The 21,507-nt window shown below is 73.2% G+C and carries 25 protein-coding genes; 18 read left to right on the top strand and 7 right to left on the bottom strand.

All coding sequences use genetic code 11. From position 1 onward, the window contains the following. Positions 1-9: 9 nt before the first annotated feature. The 3 genes from ACZ6PY_RS01670 to ACZ6PY_RS01680 form a co-directional block, all read right to left on the bottom strand. A complete protein-coding gene (locus ACZ6PY_RS01670; RefSeq protein WP_466068272.1) occupies positions 10-768 on the bottom strand; it encodes a VOC family protein in 759 nt (252 codons plus the stop codon). Between the two features lie 94 nt (positions 769-862). Beyond that, on the bottom strand, positions 863-1,600 hold the full coding sequence (locus tag ACZ6PY_RS01675; RefSeq protein WP_466068274.1) for an ABC transporter permease: 738 nt from the start codon (positions 1,598-1,600) through the stop codon (positions 863-865). A 9-nt stretch (positions 1,601-1,609) separates the two neighbouring features. Next, the gene (locus ACZ6PY_RS01680) at positions 1,610-2,497 is read right to left on the bottom strand and encodes an ABC transporter ATP-binding protein (RefSeq protein WP_466068276.1); all 888 of its coding nucleotides are present in this window, start codon (positions 2,495-2,497) and stop codon (positions 1,610-1,612) included. A gap of 175 nt (positions 2,498-2,672) precedes the next feature. Here ACZ6PY_RS01680 and ACZ6PY_RS01685 point away from each other — a divergent pair, with 175 nt between their 5' ends. The 4 genes from ACZ6PY_RS01685 to ACZ6PY_RS01700 are packed head-to-tail and all read left to right on the top strand — an operon-like array spanning position 2,673 to position 4,900. Beyond that, positions 2,673-2,993 (top strand): type VII secretion target, encoded by a 321-nt coding sequence (locus ACZ6PY_RS01685; RefSeq protein ID WP_466068278.1) that lies wholly within the window; start codon positions 2,673-2,675, stop codon positions 2,991-2,993. Between the two features lie 10 nt (positions 2,994-3,003). Further along, positions 3,004-3,930 carry a WXG100 family type VII secretion target gene (locus tag ACZ6PY_RS01690; RefSeq protein ID WP_466068280.1) on the top strand — a complete coding sequence of 309 codons (927 nt, stop codon included), beginning with the start codon at positions 3,004-3,006 and terminating at the stop codon, positions 3,928-3,930. Positions 3,931-3,939: 9 nt separating this feature from the next. After that, the gene (locus tag ACZ6PY_RS01695; RefSeq protein WP_466068281.1) at positions 3,940-4,293 is read left to right on the top strand and encodes a YbaB/EbfC family nucleoid-associated protein; all 354 of its coding nucleotides are present in this window, start codon (positions 3,940-3,942) and stop codon (positions 4,291-4,293) included. Between the two features lie 4 nt (positions 4,294-4,297). Next, positions 4,298-4,900: a hypothetical protein gene (locus ACZ6PY_RS01700; protein WP_466068282.1), complete on the top strand. Its 603-nt coding sequence runs from the start codon at positions 4,298-4,300 to the stop codon at positions 4,898-4,900. A 53-nt stretch (positions 4,901-4,953) separates the two neighbouring features. On the opposite strand, the gene ACZ6PY_RS01705 is transcribed toward ACZ6PY_RS01700, so the two are convergent. Beyond that, the gene (locus tag ACZ6PY_RS01705) at positions 4,954-6,993 is read right to left on the bottom strand and encodes a HelD family protein (RefSeq protein WP_466068283.1); all 2,040 of its coding nucleotides are present in this window, start codon (positions 6,991-6,993) and stop codon (positions 4,954-4,956) included. Between the two features lie 183 nt (positions 6,994-7,176). Here ACZ6PY_RS01705 and ACZ6PY_RS01710 point away from each other — a divergent pair, with 183 nt between their 5' ends. Genes ACZ6PY_RS01710 through ACZ6PY_RS01720 form a run of 3 tightly spaced genes read left to right on the top strand, consistent with a single transcriptional unit; the run spans position 7,177 to position 9,963 of the window. After that, positions 7,177-7,758 carry a helix-turn-helix domain-containing protein gene (locus ACZ6PY_RS01710; protein ID WP_466068285.1) on the top strand — a complete coding sequence of 194 codons (582 nt, stop codon included), beginning with the start codon at positions 7,177-7,179 and terminating at the stop codon, positions 7,756-7,758. 42 nt (positions 7,759-7,800) lie between these two features. Then, complete coding sequence (locus tag ACZ6PY_RS01715) at positions 7,801-9,078, top strand: MFS transporter (RefSeq protein WP_466068286.1); 1,278 nt, start codon at positions 7,801-7,803, stop codon at positions 9,076-9,078. Between the two features lie 33 nt (positions 9,079-9,111). Next, positions 9,112-9,963: a menaquinone biosynthetic enzyme MqnA/MqnD family protein gene (locus tag ACZ6PY_RS01720; protein WP_466068288.1), complete on the top strand. Its 852-nt coding sequence runs from the start codon at positions 9,112-9,114 to the stop codon at positions 9,961-9,963. A gap of 72 nt (positions 9,964-10,035) precedes the next feature. Here the strand turns inward: ACZ6PY_RS01720 and ACZ6PY_RS01725 are convergent, their stop codons facing one another. Both ACZ6PY_RS01725 and ACZ6PY_RS01730 read right to left on the bottom strand, forming a co-directional pair. Continuing rightward, a complete protein-coding gene (locus ACZ6PY_RS01725) occupies positions 10,036-10,971 on the bottom strand; it encodes a serine hydrolase (protein ID WP_466068290.1) in 936 nt (311 codons plus the stop codon). Continuing rightward, on the bottom strand, positions 10,971-11,927 hold the full coding sequence (locus ACZ6PY_RS01730; protein ID WP_466068292.1) for a hypothetical protein: 957 nt from the start codon (positions 11,925-11,927) through the stop codon (positions 10,971-10,973). The genes ACZ6PY_RS01725 and ACZ6PY_RS01730 overlap by 1 nt, the downstream gene beginning before the upstream one ends. A 370-nt stretch (positions 11,928-12,297) precedes the next feature. Here ACZ6PY_RS01730 and paaA point away from each other — a divergent pair, with 370 nt between their 5' ends. The 5 genes from paaA to paaE are packed head-to-tail and all read left to right on the top strand — an operon-like array spanning position 12,298 to position 16,013. Then, positions 12,298-13,362, top strand: coding sequence for a 1,2-phenylacetyl-CoA epoxidase subunit PaaA (gene paaA, locus ACZ6PY_RS01735; RefSeq protein ID WP_466068294.1), 1,065 nt, complete (start codon positions 12,298-12,300; stop codon positions 13,360-13,362). Next, positions 13,359-13,700, top strand: a complete 342-nt coding sequence (gene paaB, locus ACZ6PY_RS01740; protein WP_466068296.1) for a 1,2-phenylacetyl-CoA epoxidase subunit PaaB — start codon at positions 13,359-13,361, stop codon at positions 13,698-13,700. The genes paaA and paaB overlap by 4 nt, the downstream gene beginning before the upstream one ends. Beyond that, positions 13,697-14,431, top strand: coding sequence for a 1,2-phenylacetyl-CoA epoxidase subunit PaaC (gene paaC, locus ACZ6PY_RS01745; protein WP_262283357.1), 735 nt, complete (start codon positions 13,697-13,699; stop codon positions 14,429-14,431). Before paaB ends, paaC begins: the two co-directional genes overlap by 4 nt. Next, positions 14,428-14,907 carry a 1,2-phenylacetyl-CoA epoxidase subunit PaaD gene (gene paaD / locus ACZ6PY_RS01750; protein WP_466068298.1) on the top strand — a complete coding sequence of 160 codons (480 nt, stop codon included), beginning with the start codon at positions 14,428-14,430 and terminating at the stop codon, positions 14,905-14,907. The genes paaC and paaD overlap by 4 nt, the downstream gene beginning before the upstream one ends. Further along, positions 14,904-16,013, top strand: a complete 1,110-nt coding sequence (paaE, locus tag ACZ6PY_RS01755; RefSeq protein WP_466068300.1) for a 1,2-phenylacetyl-CoA epoxidase subunit PaaE — start codon at positions 14,904-14,906, stop codon at positions 16,011-16,013. Before paaD ends, paaE begins: the two co-directional genes overlap by 4 nt. A gap of 79 nt (positions 16,014-16,092) precedes the next feature. On the opposite strand, the gene ACZ6PY_RS01760 is transcribed toward paaE, so the two are convergent. Then, positions 16,093-16,761, bottom strand: a complete 669-nt coding sequence (locus ACZ6PY_RS01760; protein ID WP_466068301.1) for an LppU/SCO3897 family protein — start codon at positions 16,759-16,761, stop codon at positions 16,093-16,095. Between the two features lie 107 nt (positions 16,762-16,868). Between ACZ6PY_RS01760 and ACZ6PY_RS01765 the strand changes: the two genes are divergently transcribed. The 6 genes from ACZ6PY_RS01765 (at position 16,869) to ACZ6PY_RS01790 (ending at position 21,488) form a co-directional block, all read left to right on the top strand. Beyond that, the gene (locus tag ACZ6PY_RS01765) at positions 16,869-17,147 is read left to right on the top strand and encodes a type II toxin-antitoxin system Phd/YefM family antitoxin (protein WP_091261257.1); all 279 of its coding nucleotides are present in this window, start codon (positions 16,869-16,871) and stop codon (positions 17,145-17,147) included. After that, the gene (locus ACZ6PY_RS01770) at positions 17,144-17,554 is read left to right on the top strand and encodes a type II toxin-antitoxin system VapC family toxin (RefSeq protein WP_466068303.1); all 411 of its coding nucleotides are present in this window, start codon (positions 17,144-17,146) and stop codon (positions 17,552-17,554) included. The genes ACZ6PY_RS01765 and ACZ6PY_RS01770 overlap by 4 nt, the downstream gene beginning before the upstream one ends. A 70-nt stretch (positions 17,555-17,624) precedes the next feature. Further along, a complete protein-coding gene (gene mqnC, locus ACZ6PY_RS01775) occupies positions 17,625-18,815 on the top strand; it encodes a cyclic dehypoxanthinyl futalosine synthase (protein ID WP_466068305.1) in 1,191 nt (396 codons plus the stop codon). A 321-nt stretch (positions 18,816-19,136) separates the two neighbouring features. After that, entirely contained in the window at positions 19,137-20,387 is a 1,251-nt protein-coding gene (locus ACZ6PY_RS01780) for a cell wall anchor protein (protein ID WP_466068306.1), read from the top strand. Positions 20,388-20,481: 94 nt separating this feature from the next. Next, positions 20,482-21,192, top strand: coding sequence for a demethylmenaquinone methyltransferase (locus ACZ6PY_RS01785; protein ID WP_466068308.1), 711 nt, complete (start codon positions 20,482-20,484; stop codon positions 21,190-21,192). 77 nt (positions 21,193-21,269) lie between these two features. Then, positions 21,270-21,488, top strand: coding sequence for a hypothetical protein (locus ACZ6PY_RS01790; protein ID WP_313723505.1), 219 nt, complete (start codon positions 21,270-21,272; stop codon positions 21,486-21,488). The last annotated feature ends 19 nt before the right edge of the window (positions 21,489-21,507 follow it).

The raw sequence follows: 21,507 nt of genomic DNA on the forward strand, positions 1-21,507 counted from the left end.
CCGGGCCGCTCAGCGGAGGGCCGTGACGGAGAACAGGGCGCCCTGGGGGTCGCGGAGCGCGGCGCCGCGACCGGCCGGATTGTCCCGGGGCGGGACCAGGATGGTGCCGCCCAGCTCGGCGGCGCGGGCCGCGGTGGCGTCCGCGTCCTCGACCGCGAAGTAGACCGTCCAGTACGCCGGCAGGTCCTCGGGCAGCGGCTCCAGCTGCGGCATCATGCCGGCGACGATCCGCGCGCCGCACCGCCACCCCGTGTAGGTGACCGGGCCGGACGCCTGCTCCTCGGGGTGCCAGCCGAAGACCAGCGCGTAGAAGTCCTTCGCCCGCTCGGGGTCGGGCGTGACCAGCTCGTTCCAGCACATCGAGCCGGGGGCGTTGAACAACTCCGCCCCGCGCATCGCCATGGGCTGCCAGACGCTGAACACCGCACCGGCGGGGTCGGCGAGAACCGCCATCCGGCCCTGCCCGAAGACGTCGAACGGGGAGACCACCACCTGGCCGCCGGCCGCCTCCACCCGGGTGGCGACCAGGTCCGCGTCGTCGGTGGCCACGTACGTCGACCAGACCGGCACCTGGTCCGGCGCGGCGGGCGGCCCGGCCCCGGCGACGGCCCGGCCGTCCTTGAGGAACGTGGTGTAGCCGCCGGCGCCCGGCTCGGTCGACACGCGGCCGGTCCAGCCGAACAGCTCCGGGTAGAACCGCTTCGCGTCGTCCAACCCGGGCGTGGCCAGGTCGGCCCAGCAGGGCGTCCCGGGCTCCACGCCGTCCACGCTGACCCCTCTCGCCGGGAGCGGCCCCGCTGGCACGCCCTGCCGGCATCGTGGCACCGTCCCACCGGCCACCGGGCCGGATTGGGACAAAAGGTCAGGTGAAGCGGCGTCCCTCGTCCCGCCGGTAGGCCCACCCGCCGACCGCCGCGAGCGCCACCACCCAGACGACGAGCATCACCAGGGCCCGGGTGTCGGGCCGCCAGTCGGTGACCGCCGCCCACATCAGCTCGACCGCACCCCGGGTCGGCAGGTAGGGGGCGATCGCCTGGATGAAGCCGGGCGCGTCGTCCGGGCCGGAGAGGAGACCGCCGCCGAAGGCCAGCGGGAAGAACACCACCTGGGCCACCACGACGGCCGCCTTGCTCGGCAGCGAGTAGCCGATGGCCATGCCGAGCAGGGTGAACGGCACCGAGATCACCGCCACGGCGGCGAGGCCGAGCAGGAACTGCGCCGGCGTCACCCGCGCCGCGGTGGCGACCGCGGCGATCACCACCACCGGGATCATCGACAGGTAGGTCAGCACCAGACCGGCCAGGATCCGCCCGGCCAGGCGCGGCCCGGGCCCGGCCGGCAGGGTCCGGGTGTACGGGTTCCAGGGCTGGTCGCGGTCCTCGGCCACGCCCACGCCGTACTGGAAGATGTTGGCGCTCATCACCGCGAAGGTGACCATGGCGGCGGTGGCGTAGGTGGCGCCGGCGGCGTCGTCACCGGCGAACGGCACCACGAAGAAGAGCATGGCGGCGGCGGGGAAGAAGGCGCTGCCGACCACCGCCACCGGAATCCGGATGATCTCCAGGAGCTGGTAGCGGGCGTGGACCAGGGCGAGCGGCACGGGGGTCTCCTAGGCGGGGGTGGGTGCGGGCCGGTCGTCGGCGGTCAGGGTGAGGAACGCCTCCTCCAGCGAGGTGGGCCGGACCTCCAGGTCGTGGAACGCCACGCCGGCGGTGACCAGGTCCCGGACGAGCTGGTCGGCGTCGGTGGTGAGCAGGTGGGTGCGCCCCTCGGCGTGCTCGCTGGCCACCACGCCGGGCAGCGGCGGCAGGTCGTCGGCGACCAGGCTGACCCGGCGTACGCCGACGATGTCGCGGATCGCCGCCACCGAGTCGTCGGCGAGGACGCGACCGTGCCCGATCACCACCACCCGCTCCGCCAGCGCCTCCACCTCCTCCAGGTAGTGGCTGCTCAGCAGGACCGTGCCGCCCTCGGCGTGGAAGGCCCGGACCGCCTCCCACAGGGTGCGCCGGGCCTCCACGTCCAGCCCGGTGGTGGGCTCGTCGAGGACCACGAGGCGGGGCCGGCCGACGAAGGCGAGCGCCACGGCCAGCCGGCGGCGCTGCCCGCCCGACAGGCCGCCGGTCTGCCGGCGCACCTGGTCGCTGAGGCCGAACCGGTCGAGCAGCTCGCCCCGGGGCACCGGGTCGGGGAAGTGCGCGGAGACGAAGTCGACCACCTCGCCGACCCGCAGCGTGCCGGGCAGGCCGGTCTCCTGCGGGGTCACCCCGAGCTGCCGCCGGCTCGCCGGGTCGCGCGGGTCGCCGCCGAGCAGCTCGACCCGACCGGAGGTGGGGCGGCGCAGCCCGGCCAGCAGGTTGAGCAGCGTGCTCTTGCCGGCCCCGTTCGGCCCGAGCAGGCCCACGAGCTCCCCGGCGCGGACGGTCAGGTCGACCCGGTCCAGTGCCAGCACGTCGCCGTAGCGGCGGCTGACCTGGTCGGCGCGGGCCAGGATCATGGGGGTGCTCCTTCGGGGGTTGCGGCCCCGGGCGGGGGCGTGCCTACTTCTGTGTACCGCGCCGGCGCGAATCGCACTGCCCCGCGCGGAGGGGCGCCGATCGCCTACTGTGGTAATCCCGTTGCGCGGCCGTGCCGGCGACGGGTGACTGTCGACTGGACACTGGGGAGGGTCCGTGACGAGTCCGAGCAGGAACCTCGAGGTCCAGCCGGAGGCGCTGACCGCCTTCGCCGCCGCGTCCCGGGACCGGGCCGGCCGCTTCCGCGAGCTGCGCCGGGTCTTCCACGACGGGCACGTGCCCCGCCACGCCTTCGGCATCATGCCCGCGTCGTTCGGCCTCGCCGCCGCGTACGCCGAGCAGTTCGAGGCGTGCCTGCAGGGTCTGGAGGACGGCGCCGAGGTGATGGCCGACATCGCCGAGGGGATCAGCGACACCGCCGACGCCTACACCGGCACCGACGTGGCGAACACCGACATGTTCACCCCGGGCGCGTGAGGGCCGACCGATGAGCACCGAGGCGTTGCAGCGCAACAAGACCTACTTCGAGCAGATCGTGTCGGGCACGCCCGACCCGTTCAAGCCGCTCTCCAACGCGGTGCTCTGGCCGTTCGAGCAGCTGCTGGAGCTGGTCGCCGGCGAACCCGACGACCTCATGAAGGCGGCCCAGCTCGCCCTCACCACCGGCGAGGCGGTGCGGCAGATCGCCGGTGACCAGATCGCCGACCGGGCCCGGTTGCGCGGCGCCTGGGACGGCGACGCGGCGGAGAAGTTCCACGCCTCGATGGAATCCGTCGAGGAGGCGATCGAGGAGCTGGCCAAGGGGCTGGACGGCACCAAGGAGGTGCTGGTCGACGCGGCGAACGCGGCGGTCGACGCGTTCAACCTGCTGGTCGAGCTGATCCTGGAGTTCCTGCTCTGGTTCCTGACCGAGGTGATCATCGCCGCGGTGGCCGCCGTGCTGAGCGCGGGCGTGACGCTGGCCGCCACGGTGGTCCGGGTGCTCGCCCGGCTGGCCACCACGGTCGGCCGCATGGTGAAGATCGTGGCCCGGTTCGCGGAGATCCTCACCAAGCTGGTCACCAAGCTGGAGAAGGTCGCCGAGCTGCTGACCCGCTACCGCAAGGTCGTGATGGAGCTGCGCAAGGCCAAGAAGGCGTACCGGGCGTGGAACAAGTCCGGCTACACCAAGGAGGCGTTCGCGTTCAAGATCCAGCGGGCCGCCATCCTGTTCCCCGGCAAGTTCGCCATCAACCACACGTCTCCGGTGAACATCCCCGGCATCGGCGGCGCCCTGCTCGACACCGGGGTCGGCCTGCACGACGTCTCCGACGGCCACAAGGACCGCAACTACCTGGTGGACGGCACCTACTCGGAGGACCTGGGGCCGTACACCAAGGGCGTGCAGAACGTCTTCGACTCGATCGTGAACTGAGAGGCAGCCATGACCTTCCCGGCCCTGGACCGGATCGAGGCGCTGGCCCGCAACCTGGACGGGTGGCAGCGCGAACTCGGCGCGCGGATGGCCGAGCTGGAGCAGAGCAGCGCCGCCGGGGTGAGCGACTCCGGCCTGGTCACCGTCACGGCGGCCGCCGACGGCAGGATCCTCTCCACCGAGATCAACGCCCGGGCCATGCGGTTCGACTCCTACACCCTCGCCGAGGAGTTCACCGCCGCGGCGAACCGGGCCCAGGAGGCCGCCGCCGCCCGGGTCCGGGAGATCGTCGGCGAGGTGATGGGCAACGCGCCGGCCGCGGAGCGCCGCACCGACGACGGCTACGGCCACGACCGATACTGAGCCGATGGACCAGACCGCATACCGGGACCGGATCGGCCAGCTCGTCGAGCCGGGCGAGCGGGTGCTGGCGTACGCGAAGGCCGAGGCGGCGAACGGGGCGACGCCACCTGCGCCGCCCGACGCGGCCGAGCCGGAGGCGCCCGCCGGCCGGGTGAGCGCCGGGGCCGTGCTGCTCAACCTGATCTCGCCGCTGGTCAGTTGGGCGTGGGGCGACCGGCTGGTGGACCGGGTGGTCTGGGGCGTCGCCGGGCGCGGCGCCCCCGGCTCCGCGGCCTCCCGCCTGCGCCACGCGCTGCACCCGCCCGGGCCGGACCTGGCGGTGCGGGACACCCTGCTGGTGGCCACCGACCGGCGGCTGCTGGTCTGTCTGAGTGGGCCGACGAAGGTGCTGTCCAGCCGGGCGGACGACGAGCGGTCCGTGGCGGAGACCGGGATCGCCTGGTCGGCCTCGCGGGCGGAGGTGGCGTCGGCCCGGGTGGGCTGGCACCGGCTCAACCCGAAGCGCCTGCGCCTCGACTTCGCCGACGGCTCCTGGCTCGCGTTCACCGTGCCGATCGCCGAGTCCGGCCGCTCGCTGCGGGACGTCGCCGCCGCCCTGTCCGCCTGAGCCGCCGCCGGTTGGTCGCCGGCGACATCGCACGAACGGCCGGCGGCCGCCGGTCAGCCGGCCAGCGGGGCGGGCAGCGGCTCGCGGTGCAGCACCGCCAGGCGGGACACCGCCCGGGTCAGCACCACGTAGAGGCGGTGCAGGCCGCGCGGCTCGGCGGCCACGATCGCGGCCGGCTCGACGACCACCACGTGGTCGTACTCCAGGCCCTTGACCAGGGTCGCCGGGACGACGGTGACCCGCGCCGCGGCCTCCACGTCGTCGGCGGTCGCGGTCTCGACGCCCGCGTCGGCGAGGGCCGCGCGGAGCCGGTCCACCGTGTCGTCGGCGGCGATCACGCCGACCGAGCCGTCGTGCGCCAGCGCCGCCCGCACCTCGGCCACCGTCGCGGCCGTGAGGTCCCCGACGGTACGCACGTCGAGCGACCCGTCGCGGCGCAGCGACTCCGCCGGGGGCACGTCGACGGCGAGCGCCGGCAGCAGCCGGTTGGCGAAGGCGACCACGGCGGCCGGCACCCGGAAACCGATGCTGAGCGGCACCACGGCCGCGTCCGGCTTGCCCAGGTGGGCCAGGGACTCCCGCCAGTCGGTGGCCGCCCAGGGCGCGGTGCCCTGGGCCAGATCGCCGAGGAGCGTGATGGAGCCGTGCTCGCTGCGCCGGGCGATGGCCCGGCACTGCATCGGAGAGAGGTCCTGCGCCTCGTCGACCACCACGTGCCCGAAGCCGGCGGGCCGTTCCAGCAGCCCGGCGGCCTCGTCGATGAGCACCGCGTCGGCGGCGGTCCACCGGGTCGCCTTCGGGGTGCGACCGACCGGGCCCGACCGGAACAGCTCCTGCTCCTCGGCCGTGAGCAGGCCGTCGGCGGCGGCGGCGAGCGCGTCGGGGTCGGTCCGCAGCCGGTGCAGCAGCCCGTCGGGGGTGAGCGCCGGCCAGACCGCGTCGAGGAACTCGGTGACCGGCTTCGCCCTGCTCATCCGACGCAGCCAGGCGTCGCTGGGCGACTCGGCCCGGCGGGCCTCGGACTGGCGTTGCAGCAGGCCCACCACGCGGGCGCGTACCCGGTCCCGGCCGGTCGCGTACGGCAGGCCCTCGCGGCGGGTCTCCTCGACCAGCCGGTGCAGCGGGTCGAGGCCGATGCGCCACCGGAACGAGCCGTCCGAGACCATGATCGGCTCGGTGGGCGTGCCGATGTGCGCGTCGACCGCGCGGCGCAGCACCTCCGCCATCCGGACGTCGTGCTTGAGGGCGGCCACGGCGGGGTCGTCGACCGCGCGGACCGGCACCCGGGCGACCAGGTCCTCCACCGTGGCCTGCTCGACCTCGACCTCGCCGAGCGCCGGCAGCACCGCCGCGATGTAGGACAGGAACGCCCGGTTCGGCCCGACGATCAGCACGCCCGACCGGCGCAGCCGTTCGCGGTGCAGGTAGAGCAGGTACGCGGCCCGGTGCAGCCCGACCGCCGTCTTACCGGTGCCCGGCGCGCCCTGGACGCAGATCGAGTCGGCGAGGTCGGCCCGGACCAGCTCGTCCTGCTCGGGCTGGATGGTGGCGACGATGTCGCGCATCGGGCCCACGCGGGGGCGCTCGATCTCGGCGGTGAGGATGCGGCTGGCGGTGCCCAGTTCCTCGCCGCGGTCGAGGCGCTCGTCCTCGAAGCTGGTCAGCACCCCGGAGCTGAACCCGAACCGGCGCCGGATCGCGACGCCCTGCGGGTCGCGGGCGCTGGCCCGGTAGAACGACCGGGAGACCGGCGCCCGCCAGTCGAGCACGAGCGGCTCGCCCAGCTCGTCGGTGACGTGCCGGCGCCCGACGTGGTATTCGCGGCCGGCATGGTCCGGATCGGCGTCACCGAAGTCGAGCCGGCCGAAGAAGAGCGGCGTCGTCGGGTCGTCGGCGAGTTCCTTGACCCGCCGGGCCATGTGCCGGCCGAGCTGCTCGGCGGTGTACGCGTCCCCGGCCACCTTGTCGCCGGTGGCGAAGAGGGACTCGGCGCGCTCGCGCATCCGGCGCAGCGCCGCGCGGGAGGTGTCCAGGTGGGCGCGCTCGGCGGCGAGCTCGGCGTCCAGGGTCTGTTCTTGGGCGTGCAGGGTCATCCACGTACTCCTCGTCACGGGGAACAACGCTGCCGCTCGCGTTTCCGACCTCGGGTCGGCGCGGGGACGTCCTGTGCGGTGCTACTCACCACGGCCGTCAGGCGGGACAGAACAGCCTACTCCGCCCGGATCGCCGGGCAACCGAATTTCCCGGGCACCGGCCGAGGCGGGATCATGGGTGGCATGACCGAGGCGCGTCCGGAGCAGCGCCGGGTGACGATCAGCGACCCGCAGGTGATGCGGGCGCTGGCCCACCCGGCCCGTATGGCGATCATGGAGCATCTCAGCACGGTCGAGGGCGGTGCGACCGCCACGGAGTGTGCCGAGATCGCCGGGCTGTCGCCGAGCGCGACGAGCTACCACCTCCGGGAGCTCGCGAAGTTCGGCCTGATCGAGGAGGCCCCGAGCCGGGGGGACGCCCGGGAGCGGGTCTGGCGGTCGTTCAGCCCCTCCTACCAGTTCGAGTCCGGGCAGGACGCCGACTCCGAGGCCCGCGCCGCCGAGCTGGCCCTGGTCGACGCGCACCTGGCCCGTGACAGCCAGCGCGCCCGGGACTGGATCCTGCGCGCGCCCGGCGAGCCGAGCGACTGGTACCGGGCGGCCTGGTTCAGTGACAGCCTGCTCCAGGTCACCGCCGAGGAACTGGTCGAGCTGAATCAGGCGATCCAGTCGCTTCTGGACCCCTACCGGCGCCGGCTGCGGAAGGAGCCGCCGGAGGGTTCCCGCACGGTCGCCGTGCAGTACCGGGCGCTGCCCATCGACTGACCGGAGGTTGCGCCGACAGGTGTGAAGGATTATTTTCGAAATATGTCCTTCGCATCTGGTCCCTCGCGCTGGCCCGACGTCTGGCTCGCCACCGCCGCCCGGGGCGTCTCCAGCTGCGGGGACTTCCTCGCCGCGAGCGCACTGACGCTGGCGCTCCAGTCCGCCGGGGCCGGCGGTCTCGCCGTCTCCGGGCTGCTGCTCGCCGCCACGGTGCCGCTTGTCGCGCTCGCCCCGCTGACCGGCCGGCTCGCCGATCGGGTGGACAGCCGGGTGCTGCTGGTGGTCGCCGGGCTGGCCCAGGCCGCGATCTGCCTGGCGCTCGCGTACGCCGGGCACCCGGCCCTGGTCATCGCGCTGGTGGCGCTGCTCGCGGCCGGGCTCGCGGTCACCCAGCCGGTGCTCTCCGCGCTGGTGCCGGTCATGGTCCGGGCCGAGGACCTGCCCCGGGCCGGCGCACTCAACCAGACGGCCGGCACGCTCGGCGCGCTGGCCGGGCCGGCGCTGGCCGGGCTGCTCGTCGGCCAGTTCGGCACCCGGGTACCGCTGCTCGTCGACGCCGCCAGCTACCTCGCGCTCGTGGCGGCCGGCCTGCTCATCCGTACCCGGCGGGGTGGCCGGCGGTCGACGGCACCGGCGGCCGGCGGCGCGACCCGGCCCACCGCGTGGCGGTTCCGGTCCGATCCCCTGCTGATGGTGATGGTGGGCAGCCTCGCCGCGGTGATCGCCGCGGTCGGTGCCATCAACGTCATCGAGGTCTTCTTCATCCGGGAGACCCTGCACAGCACCACCACGGTCTACGGCCTGGTCACCGGGGCCTGGCCGCTGGGCATCGTCCTCGGCGGCTGGCTGTTCGCCCGGCTCGCCCGCCGGCTCACCGACGACGGGGCGCTCCTCGGCGCCGGGCTGGTCCTGCTCGGCGGCTGCTGCCTGGCGGTGCTGGCGTCGGCCGCGGTGCCGTCGGCCTGGCTGCTCGTGCCGATCTGGCTGGTCGGCGGCGTGGGCAACGGCGGCGACAACGTCTTCAACAACCTGCTGCTGGCCCGGCGGGTGCCCGAGGCGGCCCGGGGCCGGGCCTACGCGGTCTTCGGCGCCGCGGCCCAGGGAGCCGGGATGGCCGGCTACCTGATCGGCGGCCTCCTGCTGGAGGTGGCCGCACCCCGGCCGCTGGTCGCCGGCTGCGGGGTGGCCGGGGTGCTGGTGGTCGTCGCGGCGGCCTGGCCGGTGTGGCGGGCGGTCCGCGCCGAGCGCGCAGCCGAGCCAGTCGCCGGGGCCGGGAGCGAGCCGCGTGCGGGGTTGGCCACTTCCTCCCCCACCCGCTGAGCCGGCCAGACCGGGCGGCGATACGGTCGGGTCATGGCCGACCGAATCGCCCGCCCCCGGGTGGGGCACATCCAGTTCCTGAACTGTCTGCCGATCTACTGGGGGCTCATGCGGTCCGGCGCGCTGATCGACGTCGACCTGCACAAGGACTCGCCGGACCGGTTGAACGCCGGGTTGGTCGCCGGTGACCTGGACATCGGCCCGATCTCGCTCGTGGAGTACCTGCGGCACGCCGACGAGCTGCTGCTCCTGCCGGATCTGGCGGTCGGCAGCGACGGCCCGGTGCTCTCGGTCAACGTGGTCTCCACCCGGCCCCTCACCGAGCTGGACGGCGCCCGGGTGGCGCTCGGTTCCACCTCGCGTACCGGGGTGCTCCTGGCCCAGCTGCTGCTCGGCGAGCGCTACGGGGTGCGCCCCGAGTACTTCCGCTGCCCGCCCGACCTGACCCAGATGCTGCTGGAGGCCGACGCCGGCGTGCTCATCGGCGACGTGGCGCTGCGCGCGCTCTACGAGGCGCCGCGCAAGGGCCTCGCGGTGACCGACCTCGGGCAGGCCTGGCGCGAGTGGACCGGCCTGCCGATGGTCTTCGCCGTCTGGGCGGTCCGCCGCGAGTTCGCCGCCGCCCACCCCGGCCTGGTCAAGGAGGTGCACGAGGCGTTCCTGCGCTCGCGCGACCTGAGCCTGGCCGAGCTGGACCAGGTGGCCGAGGCCGGGGCCCGCTGGGAGCCGTTCGACGCGGCGACCCTGGCGACCTACTTCCGGACCCTCGACTTCTCGCTGGGCGAGCGGCAGGTGGCCGGCCTGCGGGAGTTCGCGCGCCGCGCGGCCGCCGTCGGCGAGGCCCCGGCCCTGCCGGAGGGCGGCCCGGAGTTCTTCCAGGGCTGACGCCCTCCCGGAACGACGAAGCGGCGGTGCCCCGGCGGACCGGGACACCGCCGCTTCGCGCAGCGGGTGGGATCAGGTGGCGTCGCGGAGCAGCGCCTCGGTGATCTTCTCGCAGTTCTGCATGCCGTAGTCGTAGCCCATGCCGATCGGGTAGCGGACCATCACGCCCATCGTCCAGGTGTCGCCGATCGCCAGGCAGTTGATGTGCATCTCCTGCTCCCGGGTCCGGTCGATCCAGCCGTTCTTGATGGCGATGGTCTTCTGCACCTTGGCCGGGAACGCCTTGCGGATGCCGAAGTCACCGGCGCCGCGCACCAGCCGCATCTCGTTCAGCAGCCACTTGGTCCACTTCGGGCCGGCCGCGCGACCGTCGTCGATGCAGCGGCCGAGCCGGGCGGTGTCGCGGGGGGACAGCTCGGTCCGGCTCCAGCCGCCGTCGGTCGCCACCTTGCTGTCGGTGAGGTCGCACATCGAGATCAGGCGCTTGATCGAGGCCGACCGCCCGACGCCGTTGTAGAACTGCTCGGCCCGGGTGTTGTCGCTGTCCCGGATGATCTTCGTGGCGTCGGCCAGCTTGGCGTCACTCGGCGTCTGCCCGGCGTCGGCCGCGCGCCGCAGGTAGTCGGCGACGATCCAGGACTTGATCATCGAGGCGGTGGTGCTGGTCTCGCCCATGTTCTTCGAGCCGATGATCGCGCCGGTCCGCTTGTCCAGCACGCTCCAGGCGTACCAGCCCTTGATGTTCAGGTCGTCGAGGTTCTGTGCCTCGAACGGCAGCGGCGCGAGCGAGGGCGACGGGGACGGCTCGGGGCGCGCGTCGCGGTCGGTCGACGCGCCCGCGGACCGGCCGGCGCCGGTGGCGGCCGGGTGCGAGGCGGCCGTCGGGCGCAGCGGCGAGCCGGGGACCAGCCGGAGCGAGACGAGCACCAGGCCGACCAGGATCACGGCGATGGCGCTGTAGAGCAGGGGCCGCCGGTCACTGCCCGGCCGGCGCCGGCTGCCCGCCATCAGAGCTTCCCGACCGGCTGCTGCGGCACCTTGAGGGCGGCGCCCGGCTGCGGGGTCACCAGCTGGGTGGCGACGCTGGCGCAGACCTTCGCGCCGTACGAGGGGGTCTTCAGGTCGCCGGCGCCGGGGTAGCGCATCATCACGGCCAGGGTCCAGTCGTCGGCCACCGCGAGGCAGTTGACGTGCCACTGGCCGTCGGCCCAGAGCATGGTGAAGCCGTTCTTGATGCTGACCGGCCCCTGCGAGGTGATCGATTCGGGCAGGCCGTCGACGATGCCCCAGTGACCGCCCTGGACGGCCTCGGACTTCTGGTCCTTGACGCCGCCGCGCACGTGAGCCATCTCGTTCAACACCCACTTCGTCCACTTGGGCCCGGCGGCGGTGCCGTCGCCGATGCAGTCGCCCATGCGTACCGCGTCGCGCGGCGACATCTGGGTGTACGCCCACTTGGCCTTGGTGGGTTCAATCTTCGTGTCGGTCAGCTTGCACATCTTGATCAGCCGGGTCAGCACCTGCTTGCGGCCGCCGGCGTTGTAGAGCGCCTCGGCCGAGATGTCGTTGCTGTCCCGGATCGCGGTCTCGGCCTGCTTCTTGCGCGCCGCGCTGGGCGCCTTGTCGCCGAGCTGGCGCAGGTAGTCGGAGACGATCCACGCCTTGATCATCGACTCGGTCGAGTTGGTCGAGGTCATGTTCGGCGCACCGCTGATCTTGCCGGTCTTCCGGTCCATCAGCGCCCAGGAGAAGAACTTGCCCTTGAAGCTCACCGAGACCGGCCCGGCGGCCAGCGTCGGCTCCGGAGGCGTGGTCGGTGCGGGCGTGGGAACCTGCGCCACACCGCCGCCGATGCCGCCCAGGCTTTCGCCGCTGGAAAGCTTGGCGTACGCGGCGGGGACCAGCATGCCGCCGCCGATGAGGACCGCCACGATGGCGAGCACCATGGTCACGCGAGGTCGCATGAGTGGGTGAACTCCAGGTTGTCTGGCCGGGGGGACCGGCGCTTCCGAAGGTGTTTCGGCCTGATCGCCGAGGCCGGGGGAGAGGGCCTGGAGCCGTGGCGATCGTCAGCAGCCGATCGGTGTGCCGGGCGAAGTCTACTTCCGGACAGGCCGGATGCCAGATCCCCAGGCCCGGCAACTCGCCGTGAAGGCGGGATATTGGACCGCTATGCCGCTCTTGTGAGGATTCATCTTCGACAGGTGGTCGAGGTCACATCATTTGCGCAGGTCAGGCGCTGTCACGGGAAGCGGTCGGTCGGTGACGGAAGGTGGGCGGGGAAACCTGTTACACCCTCTGGTGTCATTGGGCGCGAGCTGTAACACTGGCCTCATGTATGGCAACGACTTCGCCCCGCCCGAGGACGGCCCGGGCGGCGGCCTGCTCGGCGAGGTGGAGGCGGCGGAGGCCGCGCTGCGCGAGGCGGCGGCACGCGCCCGGCGCGGTGGACCGGCGCCCGACGAGGACTTCGCGGCGTACTTCACGGACGTGATCGACGCGGACCAGAAGATCGAACCGCGCGACTGGATGCCGGAGGCGTACCGGAAGACGCTGATCCGGCAGATCGCCCAGCACGCGCACTCCGAGATCATCGGCATGCAGCCGGAGGGCAACTGGATCAGCCGGGCACCCTCGCTCAAGCGCAAGGCGATCCTGCTGGCCAAGGTGCAGGACGAGGCCGGCCACGGTCTCTACCTCTACGCCGCGGCGGAGACGCTCGGCGTCAGCCGGGACGAGCTGGTCGAGCTGCTGCTCGACGGCCGGCAGAAGTACAGCTCGATCTTCAACTACCCGACCCTGACCTGGGCCGACGTGGGCGCGATCGGCTGGCTCGTGGACGGCGCGGCGATCGTCAACCAGGTGCCGCTGTGCCGCTGCTCCTACGGCCCCTACGCCCGGGCGATGATCCGGGTCTGCAAGGAGGAGTCGTTCCACCAGCGCCAGGGCTACGAGATCCTGCACACCCTGGCCCACGGCACCCCCGAGCAGAAGGCCATGGCCCAGGACGCGGTGGACCGCTGGTGGTACCCGTCACTGGCCATGTTCGGCCCGCCGGACGGAGACTCGACGCACAGCGCCCAGTCGATGGCCTGGAAGATCAAGCGCTTCTCCAACGACGAGCTGCGCCAGCGCTTCGTCGACATGTGCGTGCAGCAGGCGGAGATCCTCGGTCTCGCCATCCCCGACCCGGACCTGCGCTGGAACGAGCAGCGGCAGTCCTACGACTACACCCAGCCCGACTACGACGAGCTGATGCAGGTGATCAAGGGCAACGGGCCGTGCAACCGGCAGCGGATGGAGCACCGGCGGCGGGCCCACTCCGACGGCGCCTGGGTGCGGGAGGCCGCCGCGGCGTACGCGGCGAAGCGGAACAGCAGGGAGAAGGTGGCGGCATGAGCGAACGCACCGAGCGAAGCGAGGGCCGTGAGGGCATGCCCGGCCAGCACGGCATGACCGAGCAGACCCCGTTGTGGGAGGTCTTCGTGCGCGCGCGGCGCGGGCTGTCGCACACCCACGTCGGCAGCCTGCACGCCCCCGACGCGGAGCTGGCCCTGCGCAACGCCCGCGACCTCTACACCCGGCGCCAGGAGGGCGTCTCGATCTGGGTGGTGCCGGCGAGCGCGATCACCGCGTCCAGCCCGGACGAGAAGGACGCCTTCTTCGACCCGGCGGCGGACAAGGTCTACCGCCACCCCACCTTCTACGAGGTGCCGGACGGGGTGGCGCACCTGTGAGCGAGCCGAGCGAGCTGTTCGACTTCACCCTCGGCCTCGGCGACGACGCGCTGATCGCGGCGCAGCGGCTCGGCGAGTGGACCTCCCGCGCACCGGAGATGGAGGAGGACGTCGCGCTGGCCAACATCGCCCTCGACCAGCTCGGCGCGGCCCGCCTCCTGCTCACCTACGCGGGCGAACTGGAGGGCGCCGGCCGGGACGAGGACGCGCTGGCCTACCTGCGCGGCGACCGGGAGTTCCGCAACCGCCTCCTGGTCGAGCTGCCCAACGGCGACTTCGGCGTGACCATGGCGAAGCTGTTCTTCCTGGCCGCCTACCAGCTCCCGCTCTACACCGCGCTGAGCGGGTGCGCCGACGAGCGGCTGGCCGCGATCGGGGCGAAGGCGCGCAAGGAGTCGGCGTACCACCTGGACCACGCCTCGCTCTGGGTGAAGCGGCTCGGCGACGGCACCGAGGAGTCGCACCGCCGCATGCAGGACGCGGTCGACCAGGTCTGGCCGTACACCCACGAGCTGTTCACCGCGGACCCGGCGGCGCCGGTCGACCCGGCCACCCTGCGGGCCGACTTCGACGCCGTCGTGTCCGCGGTGCTCGACGAGGCGACGCTGACCCGGCCCGCCGGCGGCTGGGCGCCGGGCGGCGGCCGGGACGGCGTCCACACCGAACACCTCTCCTACCTGCTGGCCGAGATGCAGGTGCTGCACCGCGCCCACCCGGGGGCCCGCTGGTGAGCAGCCCGAGGGAGGCCGTGGCGGCGGTGGTGGACCCGGAGATCCGGGTCGTCACCATCGACGAGCTGGGCATCCTGCGGTCGGTCGACGAGGATCCCGGCACCGGCCGAGTGGTCGTCACGATCACCCCCACCTACACCGGCTGCCCGGCCATGGACGTCATCCGGGCCGACATCCGCCGCGCGCTCGCCGCCGCCGGCCACCCGGACGCCGAGGTGCGCACCGTCTACGCCCCGGCGTGGAGCACTGACTGGATCTCCGAGGGCGGCCGGGCGAAGCTGGCCGCCGCCGGCATCGCCCCACCCGCTCCGGCCGCCCGGGGCGGTGGCGTCGTCCCGCTGACCCTGGCCGTCCGCTGCCCGCGCTGCGGCTCCCCGGAGACCGAGCAGGTCAGCCGGTTCGGGTCCACCGCGTGCAAGGCCCTGTGGCGCTGCCGCTCCTGCTCCGAACCCTTCGACCACCTGAAGGCGCTGTGACTGTCACGATCACCCGACCGGTCCGTCGCCGGCCGGCCTTCCACCCGCTGCCCGTCGCCGCCGTCGACCGGCTCACCGACGACGCCGTGGCGATCACCTTCGCCGTGCCCGAGGAGCTGCGGGAGACGTTCGCGTTCTCCGCCGGGCAGCACCTCACGGTCCGGCGGGTCGGGGCGGACGGCACGGAGGTGCGGCGGTCGTACTCGATCTGCTCGACCCCCGACGAGCTGGCCCGGCACGGCCGGCTGCGGATCGGGGTGCGGGAGGTTCCCGGCGGCGCCTTCTCCGCGTACGCCTGCGGCGCCCTGCGCGGCGGCGACACCGTCGAGGTGCTGCCCCCGCTCGGGCACTTCACCTCGGCGTTCGCCCCGGACCGGGCCCGCCACTACGGCGCGGTGGTCGCCGGTTCCGGCATCACCCCGGTGCTCTCGCTTGTCGCGACCGCGCTGTCCGTCGAGCCGGCCAGCACGTTCACCCTGGTGTACGGCAACCGCACGGCGAACACGGTGATGTTCGCCGAGGAGCTGGCCGACCTGAAGGACCGGTGGCCGACCCGGCTGCACCTCGTGCACGTGCTGTCCCGGGAGATGGGCGAGTCCGCGCTGCTCTCCGGCCGGATCGACGCCGACCGGCTGACCCGGCTGCTCGACACCGTCGTCCCCGGCGAGGTGATCGAGGAGTGGTTCCTCTGTGGCCCGTACGGGATGGTGGTGGACGCCAAGGCGGTGTTCGCCGACCGGGGCGTGCCCGACTCGGCCGTGCACGCCGAGCTGTTCCACGTCGACGCGCCGCCGGAGCCGATCCGCCGCCCGACCGACGAGCCGGGCGCCGGCGCCGAGGTGACGATCGTGCTGGACGGGCGTTCGTCGAGCTTCACGATGGGCCGCGACGAGCGGGTGCTGGACGCCGCGCTCAAGGTCCGCGGCGAACTCCCGTACGCCTGCAAGGGTGGGGTCTGCTCGACCTGCAAGGCCAAGGTGGTCGCCGGCGAGGTGACCATGGCCCGCAACTACGCCCTGGAGCCGGACGAGGTGGCCGCCGGCTACGTCCTGACCTGCCAGTCCAGCCCGGTCACCGACAAGCTCACGGTCGACTACGACGCCTGAGGGCGCCACGGGTGGTGCCGCGCCCACCGCCCGCCGGGCGCCCCGGGCTCGGGACGATCGGCGGACGGAAGGGACGGGGTCAGCGGTTGGGACCGAGGCAGAGCAGATACTCGTCCGACCTCTGCCGCTCGGTGTAGCTCGCGACGACGCCGGAGAACCGCCCGCACGGCGCGTCGGTGGTGGCACCGTCGATCCGGCCGACGATGACGTAGCCGGCGGCCGGATCGCCGCAGTCGACGACGCTGACGCTCGAGTGGGTGACCAGATCGGTCACCTTGACGCAGTCGCCGACGGCGGCGTACGCGGGATCGTCGGCGATCGACCAGCCGATGACGGCGACGAGGGCCACGGGTATGAGGAGACCGAGCGCGGCGGCCCGCCGGAACACGGGCTTGCCCGGCACCGCCGGCGTGCCCGGGGCCCCAGGTTGCGGTTCCGCCAGGCGGCCGAGGCGGACCCGGGTGACGAGGTTCCCGAGCAGAACCAGCGGAGTGAGGATCATCGAGGCGGCACCCCACCAGCCCTGATAGAGGGTGTCCGCGGTCATGTCACGGCAGACCGCGATGCCGCAGGACCGGCAGAACGGGCCACGCCGGCTCAGCATGCGCCAGAGGAGGACGAAACCCTGGTGCCCGCGCACGGTCGCCTTGATGGCGGGCACCGAGCCGCAGCAGCGGCAGGTGAGCTCGGTGCTGGTGGGCGGGAACACGGGCGCGGTGTGGGGTGGGTTCGCGGAGGGTGCGGTCATGGCCGTTCCTTGATCGAAGTCTGAGAGCACCGCACGATAAGCCAGGATCGGCAAATTCGTTGTCCCGTCGACGCGGCTCGTAGAACAAACCGTTCTACGCTCGGAGCATGGAGCAGATCGCGGTCCGGGAACTGAACCAGCACACGAGCCGGGTGCTGGCGCGGGTCCGTGCGGGTGAGACCGTCGAGGTGACCGATCGCGGAGAGCCGATCGCCCGTCTCGTCCCGGTGCTGGCCGGCGACGCGCTTCTCGGTCGCCTGGTTGCCGAGGGGCGGGCGACCGCACCGACCGCGGCAGGGCCGATCCCGATGCCTCCTGTGCTCGGCGACCCTGCCGTGGACGTCGCAGCGGTCCTGGCGGACGCGCGGGACGAGGAGCGTTGGTGATCTACCTCGACTCGGCGGCGGTCATCAAGATGCTCCGGCGTGAGGAGGAGACGCCTGATCTGATCGCCTGGCTCAACGACCACGCGGGGGCGCCGCTTGTCTCGTCGGCCCTGGTCGAGGTCGAGGTGCCGCGAGCGTTGCGTCGTGCCGCGCCACAGGCGCTGGTGGCTGTTCCGTCCGTCCTGGGACGGCTCTACCGGGTCGAGATCGACGCGGCGGTCCGGGCGGCGGCCGGTGCGTATGGCGAACCCCTGCTGCGCGGTCTCAACGCCATCCACCTCGCCACGGCGGAGAATCTGGCTCGCCAGGCCGGCGCCGACTTCGTCGCGTTCGTCACCTACGACCGGCGACTGTTAGGCGCCGCGAAGGCCGTCGGCCTCGTGGTGGCCAGCCCCGGGATGAACTGAGCCGGCGGAGGCGTCACATCGCGGAGCACCCCGCACGGCCTCGGCGTCACAGCGGCGTACCCTCGGGGACGTGACGGTGAGCCGGGAGATCGACGACATCCTGCAGCGCGGCGCGGACGGCGGGCGGATCACGCCCGAGGAGGCCCTGCTGCTCTACACCGAGGCGCCCTTCCACGGGCTGGGCGAGGCGGCGGACGCGGTGCGCCGGCGGCGCTACCCGGACAACATCGTCACCTACCTGATCGACCGCAACATCAACTACACGAACGTCTGCGTGACGGCGTGCAAGTTCTGCGCCTTCTACCGCGCCCCGAAGCACAAGGAGGGCTGGACCCACCCGACCGAGGAGATCCTGCGCCGGTGCGGCGAGGCGGTCGAGCTGGGCGCCACCCAGGTGATGCTCCAGGGTGGCCACCACCCGGACTACGGCGTGGAGTACTACGAGGAGCTGTTCTCCGCGGTCAAGCAGGCGTACCCGCAGCTCGCCATCCACTCGATCGGTCCCAGCGAGATCCTGCACATGGCGAAGGTCTCCGGGGTGAGCCTGGACGAGGCCATCGCCCGGATCAAGGCCGCCGGGCTGGACTCGATCGCCGGCGCCGGCGCCGAGATGCTGCCGGACCGGCCGCGGAAGGCGATCGCGCCGCTGAAGGAGTCGGGCGCGCGCTGGCTGGAGGTCATGGAGCTGGCGCACCGGCAGGGCCTGGAGTCGACCGCGACCATGATGATGGGCACCGGCGAGACCCACGCCGAGCGGATCGAGCACCTGCGGATGATCCGCGACGTGCAGGACCGCACCGGCGGCTTCCGCGCGTTCATCCCGTGGACCTACCAGCCGGAGAACAACCACCTGAAGGGCCGCACCCAGGCGACCACGCTGGAGTACCTGCGGCTGGTCGCGGTGGCCCGGCTCTTCTTCGAGACGGTGCCGCACCTGCAGGCGTCGTGGCTGACCACCGGCAAGGACGTCGGCCAGCTCGCCCTGCACATGGGGGTGGACGACCTCGGCTCGATCATGCTGGAGGAGAACGTCATCTCCTCGGCCGGCGCCCGGCACCGCTCGAACCTGCACGAGCTGATCTCGATGATCCGCACCGCGGACCGCATCCCCGCCCAGCGGGACACCCTCTACAACCGGCTCGCGGTGCACCGCACCCCGGCCGACGACCCGAGCGACGACCGGGTGGTCTCGCACTTCTCCTCCATCGCCCTGCCGGGCGGCGGCGTCGGGAAGTCCCTCCCGCTGGTCGAGGCCAACTGACGCCGGTTCCGTCGGCCGGACGACCGGGTCGCTGGCCGCGGAGATAACAGGACGGCGGCGACCAGCGCGACCTCGGCCCGCGCGACGGGGCTGCCGGTTACGCTGTCGTCGTCCGCCTGACGGCGTCCTCCATCGGCCCGCGAGGGTCGTTCACATAACGCACAGCAGCAGGGGCGGGATGGGTCACCATCCCGCCCCTGCTGTCTTCGTCTCCGCAGAGGACTGACGAATTCATCGACCATGTTCTGGCGTGTCCCGACGTCGCTCCGGTAGCGTCCGTTCGTTCCGCAACCATCGGTACGTCCCGTCCCCGGGGGATCCATGACTTTCCTGCACCGATCGGCGCTGGCCCGTGCCGGCGTCGTCACCCTTCTGGCGGCCGGCGGTCTCGGTGTCGTCGCCGGCCCCGCGCACGCCGCCGACCAGGCCGACCTCCAGCTCATCCCGCTCAGCTACCAGCTGGCCAAGGGCGTCGAGGAGGCCAAGGCCAAGCCGTTCAAGTTCCAGGTGGACAACACGACCGGCGCCGTCGACGCCAAGGGCGTCCGGGTCACCGTGGAGACCAAGGGTCTCAAGCCCCGGAAGGTCGGCGTGGTGCTCCCGGAGGGCTGCGAGGTCGACGGCACCCGGTTCTCCTGCCTGCTCGGTGACCTGGCCGCCGGCACCACCGAGGACTTCGGCATCCCGCTCTTCTCCACGGGCGGCAAGGGCGCCGCGGGCACGCTGGTGGTGACCATCAGCGCGGCCACCGCCGATCCCGACCGGAAGAACAACACCGTCAAGCACGACATCACCGTCACTGAGCCCGGCTACGACCTCACCACGTGGGTGCAGGACGTGTACGCGGACGTGCAGGTCGACGGCGACGAGGCCGGCGAGTCCGGCCTCAAGCCGGTGCGGCCGGGCGAGACGGCCCCGCTGGACTGGGCCGTCTTCAACGACGGCAGCCGGCGCGCCACGGGCGTCGCGTACGGCGTCACGCTGCCGGCCGGCGTCACCTTCGCCGAGCTGCCCGACGGCTGCGAGGAGCAGGATCTGGGCGGGCTGGCCACGGCGTACTGCGAGGACGGTGGCGCGGTGCTGGCGCCGGGCGAGTACTACACCGCCGGCGTCCGGGTGAAGGTCGGCGCGGACGTCACCGAGCCGGTGCTCCGCCCCGGCTTCGTGTTCGCCGCCGGGCTCGACGCCGCCTCCGGCGCGCCCGAGGAGGAGCCCCGGGTGGCCAGCTCGGCGCAGCGGCGCACCTTCACCGAGACCGACGACGGTGACAACACGGCCCAGTTCGACGTCTTCGTGGACCTGACCACGCAACCCACCCCGACCCCGACCCCGACCCCGACGGCCGAGCCGACGCCGACCGCCGGGCCGACCCCGACCGGCGGCGCGACGGCGAGCCCCGCGCCGACCGAGGGTGGCGGCGCGGGCGGTGGCCTGCCGGTGACCGGTGTGCAGGTCGGGCTCATCGGTGGGGTCGGCGCGGCCATCCTGCTGGCCGGCGGGGCGCTGCTGGTGCTCTCCCGCCGCCGGAAGGTGGTCCTCGTCACCCCGACCGACGAGCGGGCCGAGGACTGACCAACCCGGACACCGAGGGGCGGGGTGGGTGACCACCCCGCCCCTCCGCGTACCCGGGGGGAGCCGGGCGCGGGCCGGCTGGCAGAGTGGAGACGTGAGCCGTACCCCCCAGGGCCAGCGCGCCAGCCTGGACAAGCAGCCGCACGAGGTCGCCGCCATGTTCGACGGCGTGGCCGCCCGCTACGACCTGACCAACACGGTGCTCTCCTTCGGGCAGGACCGGTCCTGGCGGCGGGCCACCCGGGCGGCGCTGGGGCTGCGGCCCGGCGAGCGGGTGTTGGACGTGGGCGCCGGCACCGGCGTCTCGACCGAGGAGCTGGCCCACTCCGGGGCGTACGCGGTGGGCGCCGACCTGTCGCTCGGCATGCTGTACGCCGGCAAGCGCACCCGGCCGGGGGTGCCGCTGCTCGCCGGGGACGCCCTGCGGCTGCCCTTCGCCGACGCCAGCTTCGACGCGGTCACCATCTCCTTCGCGCTGCGCAACGTCAACGACACCGACGCGGCGCTGCGGGAGTTGGCCCGGGTCACCAGGCCCGGCGGCCGGCTGGTGGTCTGCGAGTTCAGCACCCCGGTCAACCCGGCGTTCCGCACCGTCTACCTGTCGTACCTGATGCGGTCGCTGCCGGCGGTGGCGCGCACGGTGTCCAGCAACCCCGACGCCTACGTCTACCTGGCCGAGTCCATCCGGGCGTGGCCGGACCAGGCGGCGCTGGCCGCGCGGATCGGCGCGGCCGGCTGGGGCCGGGTGGCCTGGCGCAACCTGACCGGCGGCGTCGTGGCGCTGCACCGCGCGACCCGGGAGTGACGCCCGGGTCGGTGACAAACCGGTCCTTTTCGTGAATATCCCTTTTTGGGTCTACATTGTTCCGTAAGCTCGCCCCCATGACGGGACCCGACCGAGCGACCACCGACGACGACGCGGCGGAACTCATCGCGCAGCTCCGGGAGCTGGCCGGCGCGGATCCCGCCGACGTCCGTCAGGTGGTCGCCGAGGTGCTGGCCGCACTCGACCGCGCGGCCGGCGGCGCGCTGCGCGATCACCTGCCGGAGGCGATCCGGCTCGACGCCGGCCTGGGGCCGGCCACCGCCGCCCGCTCCTGACCGCCGGACGCACCCGTGC

The sequence above is a fragment of the Micromonospora sp. NPDC048907 genome, from assembly GCF_055586885.1.

Excerpts from the sequence above, each read along its gene's own strand:
- ACZ6PY_RS01680 (WP_466068276.1), bottom strand. The coding sequence starts at position 2,497 with ATGATCCTGGCCCGCGCCGACCAGGTCAGCCGCCGCTACGGCGACGTG.
- ACZ6PY_RS01690 (WP_466068280.1), top strand. The coding sequence starts at position 3,004 with ATGAGCACCGAGGCGTTGCAGCGCAACAAGACCTACTTCGAGCAGATC.
- ACZ6PY_RS01695 (WP_466068281.1), top strand. The coding sequence starts at position 3,940 with ATGACCTTCCCGGCCCTGGACCGGATCGAGGCGCTGGCCCGCAACCTG.
- ACZ6PY_RS01700 (WP_466068282.1), top strand. The coding sequence starts at position 4,298 with ATGGACCAGACCGCATACCGGGACCGGATCGGCCAGCTCGTCGAGCCG.
- ACZ6PY_RS01705 (WP_466068283.1), bottom strand. The coding sequence starts at position 6,993 with ATGACCCTGCACGCCCAAGAACAGACCCTGGACGCCGAGCTCGCCGCC.
- ACZ6PY_RS01710 (WP_466068285.1), top strand. The coding sequence starts at position 7,177 with ATGACCGAGGCGCGTCCGGAGCAGCGCCGGGTGACGATCAGCGACCCG.
- ACZ6PY_RS01715 (WP_466068286.1), top strand. The coding sequence starts at position 7,801 with ATGTCCTTCGCATCTGGTCCCTCGCGCTGGCCCGACGTCTGGCTCGCC.
- ACZ6PY_RS01720 (WP_466068288.1), top strand. The coding sequence starts at position 9,112 with ATGGCCGACCGAATCGCCCGCCCCCGGGTGGGGCACATCCAGTTCCTG.
- ACZ6PY_RS01725 (WP_466068290.1), bottom strand. The coding sequence starts at position 10,971 with ATGGCGGGCAGCCGGCGCCGGCCGGGCAGTGACCGGCGGCCCCTGCTC.
- ACZ6PY_RS01730 (WP_466068292.1), bottom strand. The coding sequence starts at position 11,927 with ATGCGACCTCGCGTGACCATGGTGCTCGCCATCGTGGCGGTCCTCATC.
- paaA (WP_466068294.1), top strand. The coding sequence starts at position 12,298 with ATGTATGGCAACGACTTCGCCCCGCCCGAGGACGGCCCGGGCGGCGGC.
- paaB (WP_466068296.1), top strand. The coding sequence starts at position 13,359 with ATGAGCGAACGCACCGAGCGAAGCGAGGGCCGTGAGGGCATGCCCGGC.
- ACZ6PY_RS01760 (WP_466068301.1), bottom strand. The coding sequence starts at position 16,761 with ATGACCGCACCCTCCGCGAACCCACCCCACACCGCGCCCGTGTTCCCG.
- ACZ6PY_RS01765 (WP_091261257.1), top strand. The coding sequence starts at position 16,869 with ATGGAGCAGATCGCGGTCCGGGAACTGAACCAGCACACGAGCCGGGTG.
- ACZ6PY_RS01780 (WP_466068306.1), top strand. The coding sequence starts at position 19,137 with ATGACTTTCCTGCACCGATCGGCGCTGGCCCGTGCCGGCGTCGTCACC.
- ACZ6PY_RS01790 (WP_313723505.1), top strand. The coding sequence starts at position 21,270 with ATGACGGGACCCGACCGAGCGACCACCGACGACGACGCGGCGGAACTC.